The organism is Streptomyces sp. NPDC006372, from assembly GCF_040612515.1.
In the GTDB taxonomy this organism is placed as follows: domain Bacteria; phylum Actinomycetota; class Actinomycetes; order Streptomycetales; family Streptomycetaceae; genus Streptomyces.
Genome location: NZ_JBEXQJ010000001.1, coordinates 436,213 through 450,069, shown reverse-complemented (window position 1 = coordinate 450,069; position 13,857 = coordinate 436,213). Strand labels below are relative to the sequence as shown.

The 13,857-nt window shown below is 73.2% G+C and carries 12 protein-coding genes; 7 read left to right on the top strand and 5 right to left on the bottom strand.

Features of this window, described 5'->3' with window-relative positions:
- Window positions 1-95: 95 nt before the first annotated feature.
- Window positions 96-488, top strand: coding sequence for a helix-turn-helix domain-containing protein (locus ABZ016_RS02030; RefSeq protein ID WP_356914592.1), 393 nt, complete (start codon window positions 96-98; stop codon window positions 486-488).
- On the opposite strand, the gene ABZ016_RS02025 is transcribed toward ABZ016_RS02030, so the two are convergent.
- Window positions 426-1,094 (bottom strand): class F sortase, encoded by a 669-nt coding sequence (locus ABZ016_RS02025; protein ID WP_356914591.1) that lies wholly within the window; start codon window positions 1,092-1,094, stop codon window positions 426-428. The genes ABZ016_RS02030 and ABZ016_RS02025 overlap by 63 nt on opposite strands.
- Before the next feature lie 600 nt (window positions 1,095-1,694).
- Complete coding sequence (locus ABZ016_RS02020) at window positions 1,695-2,216, bottom strand: hypothetical protein (protein ID WP_356914590.1); 522 nt, start codon at window positions 2,214-2,216, stop codon at window positions 1,695-1,697.
- 271 nt (window positions 2,217-2,487) lie between these two features.
- On the opposite strand from ABZ016_RS02020, the gene ABZ016_RS02015 reads away from it, so the two are divergent.
- Window positions 2,488-3,108, top strand: a complete 621-nt coding sequence (locus ABZ016_RS02015) for an NAD(P)H-dependent oxidoreductase (RefSeq protein WP_356914589.1) — start codon at window positions 2,488-2,490, stop codon at window positions 3,106-3,108.
- 7 nt (window positions 3,109-3,115) lie between these two features.
- On the opposite strand, the gene ABZ016_RS02010 is transcribed toward ABZ016_RS02015, so the two are convergent.
- Window positions 3,116-3,556 carry a gamma-glutamylcyclotransferase family protein gene (locus ABZ016_RS02010; RefSeq protein WP_356914588.1) on the bottom strand — a complete coding sequence of 147 codons (441 nt, stop codon included), beginning with the start codon at window positions 3,554-3,556 and terminating at the stop codon, window positions 3,116-3,118.
- Between the two features lie 139 nt (window positions 3,557-3,695).
- Between ABZ016_RS02010 and ABZ016_RS02005 the strand changes: the two genes are divergently transcribed.
- Window positions 3,696-5,342 (top strand): M4 family metallopeptidase, encoded by a 1,647-nt coding sequence (locus ABZ016_RS02005; RefSeq protein WP_356914587.1) that lies wholly within the window; start codon window positions 3,696-3,698, stop codon window positions 5,340-5,342.
- A gap of 69 nt (window positions 5,343-5,411) precedes the next feature.
- Here ABZ016_RS02005 and ABZ016_RS02000 read toward each other — a convergent pair whose 3' ends face one another.
- A complete protein-coding gene (locus ABZ016_RS02000) occupies window positions 5,412-6,122 on the bottom strand; it encodes a GntR family transcriptional regulator (protein WP_356914586.1) in 711 nt (236 codons plus the stop codon).
- Between the two features lie 141 nt (window positions 6,123-6,263).
- Between ABZ016_RS02000 and manD the strand changes: the two genes are divergently transcribed.
- The 4 genes from manD to ABZ016_RS01980 are packed head-to-tail and all read left to right on the top strand — an operon-like array spanning window position 6,264 to window position 11,423.
- Window positions 6,264-7,472 (top strand): D-mannonate dehydratase ManD, encoded by a 1,209-nt coding sequence (gene manD / locus ABZ016_RS01995; RefSeq protein ID WP_356914585.1) that lies wholly within the window; start codon window positions 6,264-6,266, stop codon window positions 7,470-7,472.
- 5 nt (window positions 7,473-7,477) lie between these two features.
- Window positions 7,478-8,911, top strand: a complete 1,434-nt coding sequence (locus tag ABZ016_RS01990; protein ID WP_356914584.1) for a mannitol dehydrogenase family protein — start codon at window positions 7,478-7,480, stop codon at window positions 8,909-8,911.
- A 47-nt stretch (window positions 8,912-8,958) separates the two neighbouring features.
- A complete protein-coding gene (locus ABZ016_RS01985; protein WP_356914583.1) occupies window positions 8,959-10,353 on the top strand; it encodes an MFS transporter in 1,395 nt (464 codons plus the stop codon).
- On the top strand, window positions 10,350-11,423 hold the full coding sequence (locus ABZ016_RS01980; protein ID WP_356914582.1) for an L-idonate 5-dehydrogenase: 1,074 nt from the start codon (window positions 10,350-10,352) through the stop codon (window positions 11,421-11,423). The genes ABZ016_RS01985 and ABZ016_RS01980 overlap by 4 nt, the downstream gene beginning before the upstream one ends.
- A gap of 169 nt (window positions 11,424-11,592) precedes the next feature.
- On the opposite strand, the gene ABZ016_RS01975 is transcribed toward ABZ016_RS01980, so the two are convergent.
- Window positions 11,593-13,785 carry a molybdopterin oxidoreductase family protein gene (locus ABZ016_RS01975; RefSeq protein ID WP_356914581.1) on the bottom strand — a complete coding sequence of 731 codons (2,193 nt, stop codon included), beginning with the start codon at window positions 13,783-13,785 and terminating at the stop codon, window positions 11,593-11,595.
- Between the last annotated feature and the right edge of the window lie 72 nt (window positions 13,786-13,857).

Below are 13,857 nucleotides of genomic sequence, written 5' to 3'. Positions count from 1 at the left end.
TCGTCGCAGGGGACCGGCCTGCTCAAGTACGCACTTCGAAGTGGGTGGTTACTCCGGGGGAAGGGTGCAGGCAGCGGCAGGGGAGGGGCTCGGGCATGGGGACGACGGAGCGGCGGCCGGGGGCGTACGTGTGCGGGATCGACGCGGCGATGGACGTCATCGGCGGCAAGTGGAAGGTGCTGATCCTCTGGGCGCTGAACGAGCGGCCCTGCCGTTTCGGGGAACTGCGCCGGGAGGTGCCGGGGATCACCGAGAAGGTGCTCGCCTCGCATCTGCGGGAGATGGAGGCCGACGGGCTGGTGCATCGCGAGGCGTACGACGAGGTCCCGCCCCGCGTCGAGTACTCGCTGACGGCCCGGGGCGTCTCCCTCAACGAGGCCCTGGAGCCGCTGGGCGCCTGGGGGCGGGCCCACGTTCTCGGCGGGTCAGCGGCTGCCGGTCAGATGGGCGAAGACGACCACGTTCCCCTGGTAGCCGGTGGTGCGTGACCAGCCGCCGCCGCAGGTGATGACTCGCAGCTCGGGGCGGCCTGCGGCGCCGTAGACCTGCTCGTCGGGGAAGTCCTGCGCGGCGTACGCCTCGACGGCGTCCACGGTGAACACCGCGACGCCGCCGTCCCGCCGGTCCACCTCGATCGTGCTGCCCTTGGCCAGGGCGCCGAGGTCGTAGAAGACCGCGGGGCCGTCGGCGTTGTCGACGTGACCGGCGACGATCGCGGTGCCCCGTTCACCGGGGGTGGTGCCGGCCTCGTACCAGCCCGCGAGGTTCCTCCGGGCGGCCGGCGGTACGTCGAGACTGCCGGTCTGCGTCAGGCCGAGCCCGGTCAGGGGAGCGTTCACCCGGATCGCCGGGATGCGGATGCGGTCGGGTGGTGAGGGCGGCAGCACGGGCGTGGCGGGCCGCTCCCCGGCACGGCCGTCCTGCCCGTCGTGCCCGCCGCGGGCCTGTGCGGCGGAGGGCTGCGGCGGGGCCTGCGTCTCGGCGCCGTCGCGCAACAGCCACGTCCCGGAGCACAGCGCGAACATGGTGACGGCCGCTATGGCGGCACCGGCCGGATCACCCGGTCTTGTGCCGCGCCTTGGGAACCCGCGCATGGCCGACCCTTTCCTGACGCCCGATCCCCGATACACGCCCGGGTTCCGGCACTGGCGGTTCCCGGCTTTGGCGACCCCGGGCCTTTGGCTTCCGATCTCTGGCCTCCGATCCCTGGTCACCGTCGGTCCCGGGGGCCCGGCTTCCCGCCCCGGCTCCTGGCTCCCGGTCCCGGCCCCTGGCTCACGGCCCCCGCCCCCGGCTTCCGGTCGCGGCTTCCGGCTTCCGGTACCGGCTCCTGTTTCCCGGCCCCGGCGGCCCCGCGGTCCAAGCTCGTGCGGCTTCCGGTACCGGCTCTTGTTTCCCGGCCCCGGCGGCCCCGCGGTCAAGCCCTTGTGGCTTCCGGTCGCGGCTTCCGGCTTCCGGTCCCGGCTCCTGGCTCCCGGCCCCGGGCTCCGGCCCCGGCGGTCCAAGCACCTGCCTCTGGCTCCCGACTCCGGCTCCTGGCTCCGACCCCGGTGTTCCGCCCTCCGTCCCGGCGGAGCCCCACCCCAGGCGGAGCCCCCGCCCGGTGGAGCCCCGCCCCCTCCGGGCCGCGAGGGGCGTCGGACCCGGAGGGGGAGGGACGTGCGGTACCGGCGACGGACAGCGGAGGGTGTCCGTCAGATCCCGTCGCCTCTCGCCCGGCGATGCAGGAGCCAGGTACCGCCCGCGGCGGCGACGGCGAGGGCCGCCACACCGGCCGCGGTCTGTACGGGGTCGGTGCCCAGGGCGCCGCCGACCCCCGTCTTCACACTCCCTCTCGGCTGCACCTGCAGGCTCCCGGCGGTCAGCGTGACCACCAGGTCACCGGTGACCCGCCGGCCGCTTCCGGTGCAGGTCGCGATGATCTCGTACGTTCCCGGCTGCGCGCTCGGCGGCACCTTGAACCGCCCGCTCGCGTCCTGCTCGCCGGGGCCCGGCGCAAGGCTGAGGGAACCGGCTCCGACCGCGTCGGCGTCCCCCGTCGCCGAGCCGCCGTCGCCGCAGGCCGCCGTGCGCACCGAGACCTCGCTGCCCGGCACGACCGAGGCAGGGGACACCTCCAGTTCCCCGGCCGACGCGCCGTACGCGGGGGCGACGGCGAGTGCCGCGGCGGCGACGGCGAGCGCGGTACCGGTCAGCGGCCGGACGGTACGTCGCATCGTGCTCCTTCGAGCTGTTCGGTCCTGCACCTGCCCTTCCGAGGTAACGGGCACCGGGGCGACCGCGCTTTCTGATGGGGCGTCAGAATTGGGGTGAATGGGTGTCAGGAGGAGCCGGTGCGACCGCCCTTCGAGCCCGTTTCGGCAGGTCACAGGCGTTCGCCGGGTGGTGTGCGGAAAACCGCGGAGGGCGCGTGTGAACGGGTGACCGGAGCGCGGCACATAGCGGCGGCTTGACCTCAAGAAAGGTTGAGGTACGAGGCTCTGCGGCATGAACCCAACCCAGACCGACACGCCCAGCGCCGCCCTCACCGAGACCGGCGGCCCCCTCCGAGTGACCCTCGTCGTGGGCAGCAACCGCCACGGCCGCTTCGGCCCTGTCGTGGCCGACTGGCTCCTCGGCCGTCTCCGGGACCGGGACGACATCGTCGCCGACGTCGTGGACGTCGCCGACGCCGAGCTGCCGACCTCCTTCGAACCGACCCCCGAGGCGACCGCCGCGCTGTCCGGCATCACCCCGAAGCTGGCCGGCGCGGACGCCTTCGTGGTCCTCACGCCCGAGTACAACCACTCCTACCCGGCGGGCCTGAAGAACCTCGTCGACTGGCACTACGGCGAGTGGCGGGCCAAACCCGTCGCCCTCGTCTCCTACGGCGGACTGGCCGGTGGTCTGCGCGCCGTGGAGCACCTCCGCCAGGTCTTCGCCGAGCTCCACGCCGTGACGGTCCGCGACACCGTCTCCTTCCACAACGCGGGCGCCTCCTTCGACGACCGGGGCGCCCTGCGGGACCCGGCCGGCCCGGACGCCGCGGCCAAGGCCATGATCGACCAACTGGTCTGGTGGGGAACGGCGTTGAGGGAGGCCAGGGAGAGGCGGGCGTACGCGGGCTGAGGCGCGGTCACCGTCCCGGAACGCCCCGGTCCCACCCCCGCGCCCGCCAGTCCCCGCCCGCGATCGGCCTCCCCCGGGCCCGCAGCCGGGCGGCGACGGCGGGCGCGGCGACGTACACCCAGGCCCGGACCGTCGCCCCGTCCGTCTCCCGTACGACCTTCCGCTCGACGCGCTCGTACAGGCTGCGCGGGTCGCCCGGCACGTACTCCTCCAGCCGGTCGAGCTCGGCGAGCAGCGCGGCGTACGCCTCCGGCGGCGCGGTCACCAGGTCCCCGCTGACCTCGCCGCCGCGCGGCTCCTCGACCGCGTAGGGATAGCCGGGCCCGTCGTACAGCACCGCCCCCACGAGCCGCCCCGGCTCCGCGGAGCGGGTGCGGCCGCGCAGAAAGAGGTCGTGGTTGACCTCGCCGGGACGGAGGGTGCCGTAGACGAAGAAGGGGAGGGTCACAGGAACGATTCTCCACCCTCACACACCTGCACACCGGGCCTATGGACATGGCATGTCCAGGCCGCCTTAACTCGCGGTCAACATCAACGCCGCACCCGGTCGACCCCACGCGACCGGGTGCGCCCGTATGAGGAGACCGATGAGTCGGATACGTCATGTCCGCGGTTCCCGCCTCGCCACCGCCGGTGTGGCCGTCACCGGCACCGCCGCCCTGCTGGCCGCCGTGCTCTCCCCGACCGCCGGCGCGGTCGACGGACCGACCCGGTCGAGCGTGATCGAGGACGCGGAGTCGGTGCTCGCGGACCGGGCCGGGGCTCTCGGCCTCTCCTCGGCCCAGGAGACGAAGGTCCGGGACGTCGTCGTCGACGACGACGGCACCCGGCACGTCCGCTACGACCGCACCTACCGGGGGCTCCCGGTCCTCGGCGGCGACTTCGTCCTCCACCTGAACCCGGACGGCACGTACCGCGGAACCAGCCGGGCGACGAAGTCCGAACTCTCCCTCGCCACCGTCACACCGAAGGTGACCGCCCCGAAGGCCGCCGACCTCGCGGCGGGCCTGCTGCGCGCCGCGCACCTCGGTGAGACCCTGAAGAAGCTGACCGCCAAGCCCCGGCTGGTCGTCGACGCCCTGCACGGCGCCCCCAGGCTGGCCTGGCAGACCGACGCGGTGGCGCACGACGGACTCGGCAACCCGGTCGGGCGCACGGTGCTGACCGACGCGACGACCGGCGACCGAATTGACACCTGGGACACGATGGAATCGGCCTCGGGTGACGGCAAGTCCCTCTACGGCGGGACGGTTCCGCTGGAGACGACGCGGTCCGGGTCGTCGTACCAGCTGAAGGACGCGACGCGCGGCGGCACCTACACCGGCGACGCGGCGAACCAGACGGACAAGTGCCTGCTGACGGTCTGCCTGACCCGCGCCCCCGCGACGCTTTTCACCGACCCCGACAACCAGTGGGGCTCGGGCGAGGCCTCCGACCGCGCCACGGTGGCGGTGGACGCCCAGTACGGCACGGACGTCACCTGGGACTACTACCAGAAGGTCCACGACCGGAACGGCATCGCCGGCGACGGCAAGGGCTCTTTCAACCGCGTCCACTACGGCAAGGACTACAACAACGCCTTCTGGGACGACAACTGCTTCTGCATGACCTACGGCGACGGCGACGGCAAGCAGCTGGGGCCGCTGGTCTCGCTGGACGTGGCCGGGCACGAGATGTCGCACGGCGTGACGTCGAAGACGGCGGCGCTCAGGTACTCGGGCGAGTCCGGAGGCCTGAACGAGGCCACGTCGGACATCTTCGGCACGCTCGTCGAGTTCTACGCCGACAACGCGGAGGACCGGGGCGACTGGCGCATCGGCGAGAAGATCGTCCGCTCGGGCCTCGGCCGGGAGGCACTGCGCTTCATGGACAAGCCGTCGAGGGACGGCAAGTCCGCCGACTGCTGGAGCGAGAAGGTCGGCGACCTGGACGTGCACTACTCCTCGGGCGTCGGCAACCACTTCGCGTACCTGCTCGCGGAGGGCAGCGGCGCGAAGACGATCAACGGCGTCGCCCACGACTCCCCGACCTGCGACGGCTCCACGGTCCAGGGCATCGGCCGGGCCAAGCTGGGCAAGATCTGGTACCGCGCCCTGACGGTCTACATGACGTCCTCCACGGACTACGCGGGCGCGCGCACGGCCACCTTGAACGCGGCCAAGGACCTCTACGGCAGCGACAGCCCGGAGCAGAAGGCGGTGGCCGCGGCCTGGAGCGCGGTCGACGTCGGCTGAGCCGGGCGGTAGCAGTTCATCGGGCGGGTTCGCGTCACGGGGCGCGGGCCCGCCCCCACGTCGTGCGCGCTACTCCCAGACGACGACGTTGCGCCGCACCGGCACGGAGGCGGATCCGGTGGCGAAGAGCTCGGGTGAGTGGGCCCGGATGCGCTCGATGTCGCTGAAGACGGCGCGCAGGTGGGTGCGCATGGCGGTGCGGGCCGACGTGAGGTCCCCGCCCACGACCGCCTCGAAGATCTCCCGGTGCTGGTCGGCGAAGACCGCGGGGGAGACGTTCTCGTGCAGACCGAGACGCCGGGCCCGGTCCAGGTGACCCTTGGCCGCGGCGACCGTGGTCCACACCTCGCCGTGCCCGCTCAGCCGCATCAGGCCCTGGTGGAACGCCTCGTCCAGCTCGAAGAACTCCTCCAGGCCGAGGGGCGCGCGCTGCTGGCGCGCGAGGTTGTCCCGCAGTTCCTCGACGACCGACGCGTCCAGCTCGGGCGGCAGGGCGTCCAGCGAGGCCAGCTCGACGGCCTCGCGCAGGAACTGGGCGTCGGCGACCTGGGCGGGGTCCACCCGGGACACGAAGGAGCCGATCTTGGGGAAGATCTGCACCAGTCCGTCCTGGGCGAGCAGGATCAGGCTCTCCCGCACCGGGGTGCGGCTCACACCGAGGGACGCGGCCAGTTCGTTCTCCGACAGGGCGGCGCCCGGGGGGAGTTCGAGGGTCAGCACCATCTGACGCAGCTTCAGGTAGATGGAGCGACGACTGGTCCGCCGGTTCGTCTGGGGCATGTGCACATCCTACGTATCGCAGCAGGGGTCTTGCTGACCTGTGCGACAGATGCTTGTATACAAGCCCTGCACGACAAGCGTGCAGACAAGCGTGCACGACAAGAGCCGCCCACCGCCGGCCGCCGTAAGGAGAGCTCTCCCGTGAGCAAGATCGAGCGCGTCGAGGTCTTCGTCGCCTCCCCGGGCCGCACGTTCGTCACCCTGCGCATCACCACCACGGACGGCGTCACCGGCCTCGGTGACGCCACCCTCAACGGACGTGAGCTGGCCGTGGCGAGCTATCTGCGCGACCACCTCGCCCCCCTGCTGATCGGCCGCGACCCGGCACGGATCGAGGACATCTGGCAGTACCTCTACAAGGGCGCCTACTGGCGGCGCGGTCCCGTCACCATGACGGCCATCGCGGCCGTCGACACGGCCCTGTGGGACATCAAGGGCAAGACCGCCGGGCTCCCCGTCTACCAGCTGCTCGGCGGCCGGTCCCGCGACGGCGTGCTGGTCTACTCGCACGCCAGCGGCACGGACGTGCCCTCCCTCCTCGACGACGTCGAGCGCTACCTGGAGCTCGGCTACAAGGCCGTCCGCGCCCAGGCGGCGGTGCCGGACGTCGGCGGCACCTACGGCGTCCGCAAGGGCAAGCTGTACGAACCGGCGGCGAGCGACCTGCCCGAGGAACAGCCTTGGGACACCGAGGCCTACCTGGGCTTCGCCCCGGCCTACCTGGAGGCCGTCCGGGAGCGCTTCGGCTTCGGCTTCCACCTCCTGCACGACGTGCACCACCGTCTGACACCGATCGAGGCGGCCCGCTTCGGCAAGAGCGTCGAGGCCTGCCGGCTGTTCTGGATGGAGGACCCCACCCCGGCCGAGAACCAGGACGCGTTCCGGCTCATCCGGCAGCACACCACCACGCCGATCGCCGTCGGCGAGGTGTTCAACTCGATCTGGGACGTCCAGCACCTGATCACCGAGCAGCTCATCGACTACGTACGCACCACCGTGGTGCACGCGGGCGGCATCACCCATCTGCGCCGGATCTTCGACCTCGCCGCGGTGTACCACGTACGCACCGGCTCGCACGGCGCCACCGACCTCTCCCCGGTCAGCATGGCCGCGGCCGTGCACCTCGACATCGCCGTACCCAACTTCGGCATCCAGGAGCACATGGGCCACCCCGACGAGGCCGCCGAGGTGTTCCGCACCGGAGTCACCTTCGCCGACGGCATGCTCCACCCCTCGGACGAGCCGGGCCTGGGGGTCGACTACGACGAGAAGGCCGCCGAACGCTTCCCCTACCAGCGGCGCTACCTCCCGGTCGCACGCCGGCTCGACGGCTCGGTGCACGACTGGTGAGCGGCGTGCACCAGCTGAACCGCGCCGCGCTCGGCGCCCTCCCGCCCGAGTCGCGCCCCCGCGTCGACCCCGCCGACCTGCGCACCCGGATCGTCCACTTCGGCATCGGCGCCTTCCACCGGGCGCACCAGGCCCTCTACACCGAGAACGCCGCCGCGCACTCCGGCGAGCCCTGGGGCACCGCCGCCGTAGCTCCCCGCTCGGCGTCCACGGCCGACGCCCTGCGCGCCCAGGACTGCCTGTACTCGCTCACCGAACGCCGTCCCGAGGGCGGTGTCCCCCGTGTCGTCGGCGCCCTCACCGGCGCCTACGCCCTCGGGCGGGACGCGGCTGAGGTCGACGCCCTGCTCATCGATCCCGGCACGACCGTGGTGACCCTGACCGTCACCGAGAAGGGCTACCACCGCTCACCCGCGACCGGCGGCCTGGACACGACGGACGCCTCCGTCGCGGCCGACCTCGCGACGGCCCGGGAGGGCCGGGCGACGACCGTGATCGGACGCCTGGCCTGCGGGCTGGCGGCGCGGATGCGTTCCGGAGCGGCCCCGATCAGTGTCGTCTCCTGCGACAACATGGCGGACAACGGGGCCGTGCTGAGCCGGGTCGTCCGGGACTTCGTCCAAGCCTCGGACCTGCCGGACCGGGAGCGGATCCTGACCGCGATGGCCGAGACCGTGGCCTTCCCCGCAACGGTCGTGGACCGGATCGTCCCCGCCACCACCCCGGACGACCTCCGGGCCACGGCCGGCGCGCTCGGCGTCCACGACGCGCTGCCCGTGACCGGTGAACCGTACCGGCAGTGGGTGCTCGAGGACCGCTTCACCGCCCCGCGCCCGCCGTGGGAGCGGGACGGCGCCCTCCTCGTCCCCGACGTCGCCCCCTACCAGCTGACCAAGCTGCGGCTGCTCAACGGAGCGCACAGCGCCCTCGCCCACCTCGGCATCGCGGCGGGCCGCACCACCGTCGCCGACGCGATGGCCGACGGCTGGGGCGAGCGGCTGGTCAAGGCCCTGTGCGCCGAGGTCGCGCCCACGCTGCCGGACGGCGGCCCGGACCCCGCCCGGTACGCCGACGACCTCGTCGCCCGCTTCCGCAACCCGGCCATGCGTCATTCGCTGCGGCAGATCGCCTCGGACAGCTCACTCAAGATCACCGAACGCTGGCTGCCCGCCCTGCGGCTCCTGCGCGAACGCGGCGCGGCCACCCCGGTCCTCGAACTCGCCCTAGCGGGCTGGGTGCACCTCACCCGGGACCAGGACATCCCGGATCCCGCGCGCGCCGCGCTCACCACCTGCTGGCAGACCGGCCCGGACGACCGGGCCGTGGTCCGCGCGCTCCTCACCACCGTCGGAGCGCCCGACCTCGCCGACGACTCCGGGCTCGTCACCGCCGTCGTCCGGCACCTCCCCGCCCTGCGCGCCGGCCGCGTGGACCTCTGAGCCGCCCCCCACAGGACCGTCCCCGCTCACGAACAACGGAGTTCACGATGAAGGACACCACGACCACGGCCGAGCAGGCCGGCGCCGTGCGACGCACCACCCGTGACCTGACCAGAGCCGCCGTGTCCGGCTGGCTGGGCACGGCCATGGAGTTCATGGACTTCCAGCTGTACTCGCTGGCGGCCGCGATCGTCTTCAACAAGATCTTCTTCCCGGACGTCAGCCCCGCCATCGGCCTCATCGCCGCGATGGCCACCTACGGCGTCGGCTACGTCGCCCGCCTCGCCGGCGCGGTCTACTTCGGCAGAATGGGCGACCGGCTCGGCCGCAAGAAGGTCCTGACGATCACCATCCTGCTGATGGGCGCCTCGACCACCCTCATCGGCCTCCTGCCCACCTACGCCACCATCGGCATCCTCGCGCCCGTCCTGCTCGTCGTGCTGCGGCTGGCCCAGGGCTTCGGCGCCGGCGCGGAGATCGCGGGCGCGACCGTGATGCTCGCCGAGTACGCCCCGAGGCAGCGGCGCGGACTGGTCTCGTCGCTGGTGTCGCTCGGCACCAACTCGGGGACCCTGGCCGCCTCCGGACTGTGGGCAGTGCTGCTCGCCGTGCTCAGCGAGGAGCAACTGCTGTCCTGGGGCTGGCGGCTGCCCTTCCTGCTGAGCTTCGGCCTGCTGCTGTTCGCGGTGTGGCTGCGGCGCAACCTCAAGGAGAGCCCGGTCTTCGAGGAGCGGCCCGACGTTGTGGACGGTGTCGCGATGAGCCGGCGCGAGGTGGAGTCCGCCGTCACGGAGGGCACCGGCGGCGACACCGGACTGCTGGAGGCGGGCCTGAAGCAGCGCAAGGGCCGGGCGTTCTTCCTGGCGCTCGGGCTGCGCTTCGGGCAGGCCGGCAACTCCGGGCTGATCCAGACGTTCCTCGTCGGCTACATCGCGACCGAGCTCTCGTCGGAACGCTCCGTACCCACCGACGCCATCGTGTACGGGTCACTGCTGGGCTTCCTCACGGTGCCGGCCATCGGCCTGCTCGGCGACCGCTTCGGACGCCGCGCCGTGTATCTGGCGCTCACCTCGCTCACCGCCGTCGCGGCGTTCCCGCTGATGATGCTGATCACCTCGGGCAGCACGCCCGCCCTGATGCTCGGCATGATCCTCGCGCTCAACGTCGGCGTCCTCGGACTGTTCGCGCTGGAGAGCGTGACCATGGCCGAACTCTTCGGCTCCCGCACCCGGTTCACCCAGCTCGCGCTGGCCAAGGAGATCGGCGGTGTCCTCGCCACCGCGATCGGGCCGGTCCTCGCGGCGAGCCTCACCGCCGCCACCGGCAGCTGGTGGCCCATCGCGGCGATGCTCGTCGTGTACTCCCTCATCACCCTCGTCAGCGCGCTGCTCTCACCGGAGACGCGCGGACGCGACCTGGTCCGCCTGGAGGACGCCGTATGACCACCGTCACCTCGCCCGTCACCTCGATGAGGGCCGTCGTCGTGCACGGCGCCGGTGACGTACGGATCGACGAACGGCCCCGGCCCGAGCCCGCGCGGGACGAGGTGCTGCTCGCGATGGAGTGGGGCGGCATCTGCGGCTCCGACGTCGCGTACTGGAGGAAGGGCGCCTCCGGCACCGCCGCCCTCGCCCACCCGCTGGTCCTCGGCCACGAGGTCGCCGGTCGGGTCGCGGCGGTGGGCGCCGGGGTGACCGGGCTGTCCGAGGGGCAGCCGGCGACCGTGCACCCGGCGCAGCTCGTCGGCCCGCTCCCGGAGCGGCTCGCCGGGCGCGCCAACCTCCACGCGCACGTCCGCTACTTCGGCTCGGCGGCCCACACCCCGCACACCGACGGCGGGTTCAGCGAGTTCCGTACGGTGCCAGCGGCCCAGGTCCGGCCGCTGCCCGAGGGCGTGGACACCCTGTCGGGCGCCCTGGCGGAGCCGCTGGCGGTCGCCCTGCACGCCGTGGGCCGGGCCCCGGCGCTGCGCGGCCGTACGGTCCTGGTCAACGGGGCCGGCCCGATCGGGGCGCTGGTCGTCGCCGCCGCCAAGCACCACGGCGCGCATCGGGTGTTCGCCGCCGACCTGTCCGCCGCGTCGCTCGACGTGGCCCGCCGCATGGGCGCGGACGCGACGGTGGACGTCTCCCGGGGCGAGGAACTGCCCCGGGACGTGGACGTGGTCTTCGAGGCGTCCGGCGCACCGGCCGCGCTGGGGGCGGTCCTGCGGGCCACGGCCCGCGGCGGCACCCTGGTGCAGGTCGGCAACCTGCCGGGCACGGCCGAGCCCGCGGTCCTGGGCGACCTCGTCACCCGCGAGATCACCTGGATCGGCTCCTACCGCTTCGTCGACGAGATCGACGACGCCCTGCGCGCCCTGCGCGACGGCCTGGACGTCTCACCGGTCATCAGCCATCGCTTCCCCCTGGACCGGGCCGAACAGGCCCTCGCGGTCGCGGCGAACCCGGCGAGCGCGAGCAGCAAGGTGATGCTGCGGCTCGACGGGGGCATGGTGGCTCCGCAGGGCTGAACGCCCTCCTGCAGAGCGCGTTGCGGGGCGCGGCCGTGTGGTGGGGCTGTGCGGTGTGGCTGTGCGGTGCGACCGTGTGCTGCGACGGTACGGCCCTCCCGCGCGGCGCGACCCCGACGAGCCGGCCCGCCTGCGCGTCGCGCCACAGTACGGCGGCAACGGCCCGCCCCTAGGACGGCACCGCCTCCAGCCGTACCGCGCACGTCTTGAACTCCGGCATCCGGGAGGTCGGGTCGAGCGCCGGGTTGGTGAGGGTGTTGACGCGGCCCTCGCCCGGCCAGTGGAAGGGCATGAAGACGGTGTCGGGGCGGATGGCGGTCGTGATCCGCGCGGGCGCCACGGCCCGGCCCCGCCTGGACACCACGGCAACCGGGTCACCCTCGGCCGCCCCGAGCCGGGCCGCCAGTCGCGGGTGCAGCTCCACGAACGGCCCGGGCGCGGCAGCGTTCAGCTCCGCCACCCGCCGGGTCTGCGCCCCGGACTGGTACTGCGCCACGACCCGCCCGGTGGTCAGCAGCACGGGGTACTCCTCGTCCGGTTCCTCGGCGGTCGGGCGATGCGACACGGGGACGAACCGGGCCCGGCCGTCGGGCGTGGCGAAGCGGTCGAGGAAGAGGCGGGGAGTGCCGGGGTGTGTCCGTTCCGAGGCGTCCGTCGTGACGGCCGGGCGGCCCGGCGCGGGCGGCTCGGGCAGGCCGGGCGCCGGATCCCCCGACCCGGTCACGGGGGAGGATCGGCCCTCCGGCTCCGCCGCCTCGACCGCCGGACAGGGCCAGAACACCCCGTCCTCCTCCGCCAGCCTCCGGTACGTGATCCCCGAGTAGTCCGCCGGGCCGCCCGCGCTCGCCCGGCGGAGTTCCTCGAAGACCTCCTCCGGGTCGGTCGGGAAGCCCTTCTCCACGCCGAGGCGGGCGGCCAGTTCGTGGAGGACCTCCAGGTCGGTGCGGACGCCGTCCGGCGGGGAGATGGCCCGGCGGCGGAGCAGGACCCTGCCCTCCAGGCTGGTCGTCGTGCCGGTCTCCTCGGCCCACTGGGTGACCGGCAGCACCACGTCCGCGAGCGCCGCCGTCTCCGACAGCACCACGTCACAGACGGCCAGGAAGTCCAGTGACCGGATGCGCTCCTCGATGTGCGCGGCACGCGGCGCCGACACCACCGGGTTGGACGCCATCAGCAGCAGGGACCTGATGTCCGTGCCCAGCGCGTCCAGCAGTTCGTACGCGCTGCGCCCCGGACCGGGCAGTGCGTCCGGGTCCACGCCCCACACCTCGGCGACATGCCGCCGGGCGGCCGGATCGTCGAGCTTGCGGTAGCCCGGCAACTGGTCGGCCTTCTGCCCGTGTTCGCGTCCGCCCTGCCCGTTGCCCTGCCCGGTCAGGCAGCCGTACCCGGACAGTGGCCGGCCCGCGCGGCCGGTCGCCAGGCACAGGTTGATCCACGCGCCCACCGTGTCGGTGCCCTTGGACTGCTGCTCCGGTCCCCGGGCGGTGAGGACCATCGCCGACTCCGGCTCGCAGAACAGCCGTACCGTCTCCCGCAGTTGGGGAACGGACACCCCCGTGATCCGCTCCACGTGCTCCGGCCAGTGCGCCATCGCGGCGGCCCGGGCGTCCTCCCAGCCCACGGTCCGCTCCTGGACGTACTCCTCGTCGACCCGTCCTTCGGCGATCACCAGGTGCAGCAGGCCCAGCGCCAGCGCGAGGTCCGTGCCCGGCCGGGGCGCCAGATGCAGGTCCGCCTGTTCGGCGGTCTTCGTGCGGCGCGGGTCGATGACGATCAGCGTCCCGCCGTTCTCCTTCAGCTCGGTGAGGAAGCGCAGGGACGGCGGCATGGTCTCCGCGAGGTTCGAGCCGACCAGGATCACGCAGCCCGTCCTCGGGATGTCCTCGAGGGGGAAGGGCAGCCCGCGGTCGAGGCCGAAGGCCTTGATGCCGGCCGCCGCGGCCGACGACATGCAGAAACGGCCGTTGTAGTCGATCTGGGAGGTGCCGAGCACGACCCGCGCGAACTTGCCGAGCGTGTACGCCTTCTCGTTCGTCAGACCGCCCCCGCCGAACACCCCCACCCCGTCCGGTCCGTAACCCTCGCGCGTACGGCGCAGCCCCGCGGCGACCCGGTCCAGCGCCTCGTCCCAGGAGGCGGGCACCAGCGCGTCACCGGACCGCACCAACGGTGAGGTCAGGCGCACGTTCGAGGCCAGCACCGCCGGCGCCGTACGGCCCTTGCCGCACAGCGCGCCCCGGTTCACCGGGAAGTCCGCACGTTCGCTCACCTCGACGGTCCCGTCCGGCGCGGGAGTGAGGTTCATCCCGCACTGCAGGGCGCAGTACGGGCAGTGCGTGGGCGTCGCGGTGGTCTGCATACCGTTCAGCGTGCTTCGGCCGTGTTACGCGCGGCACGGTTCCCTGTTACGCCGCCGGGACGCACACCTCCC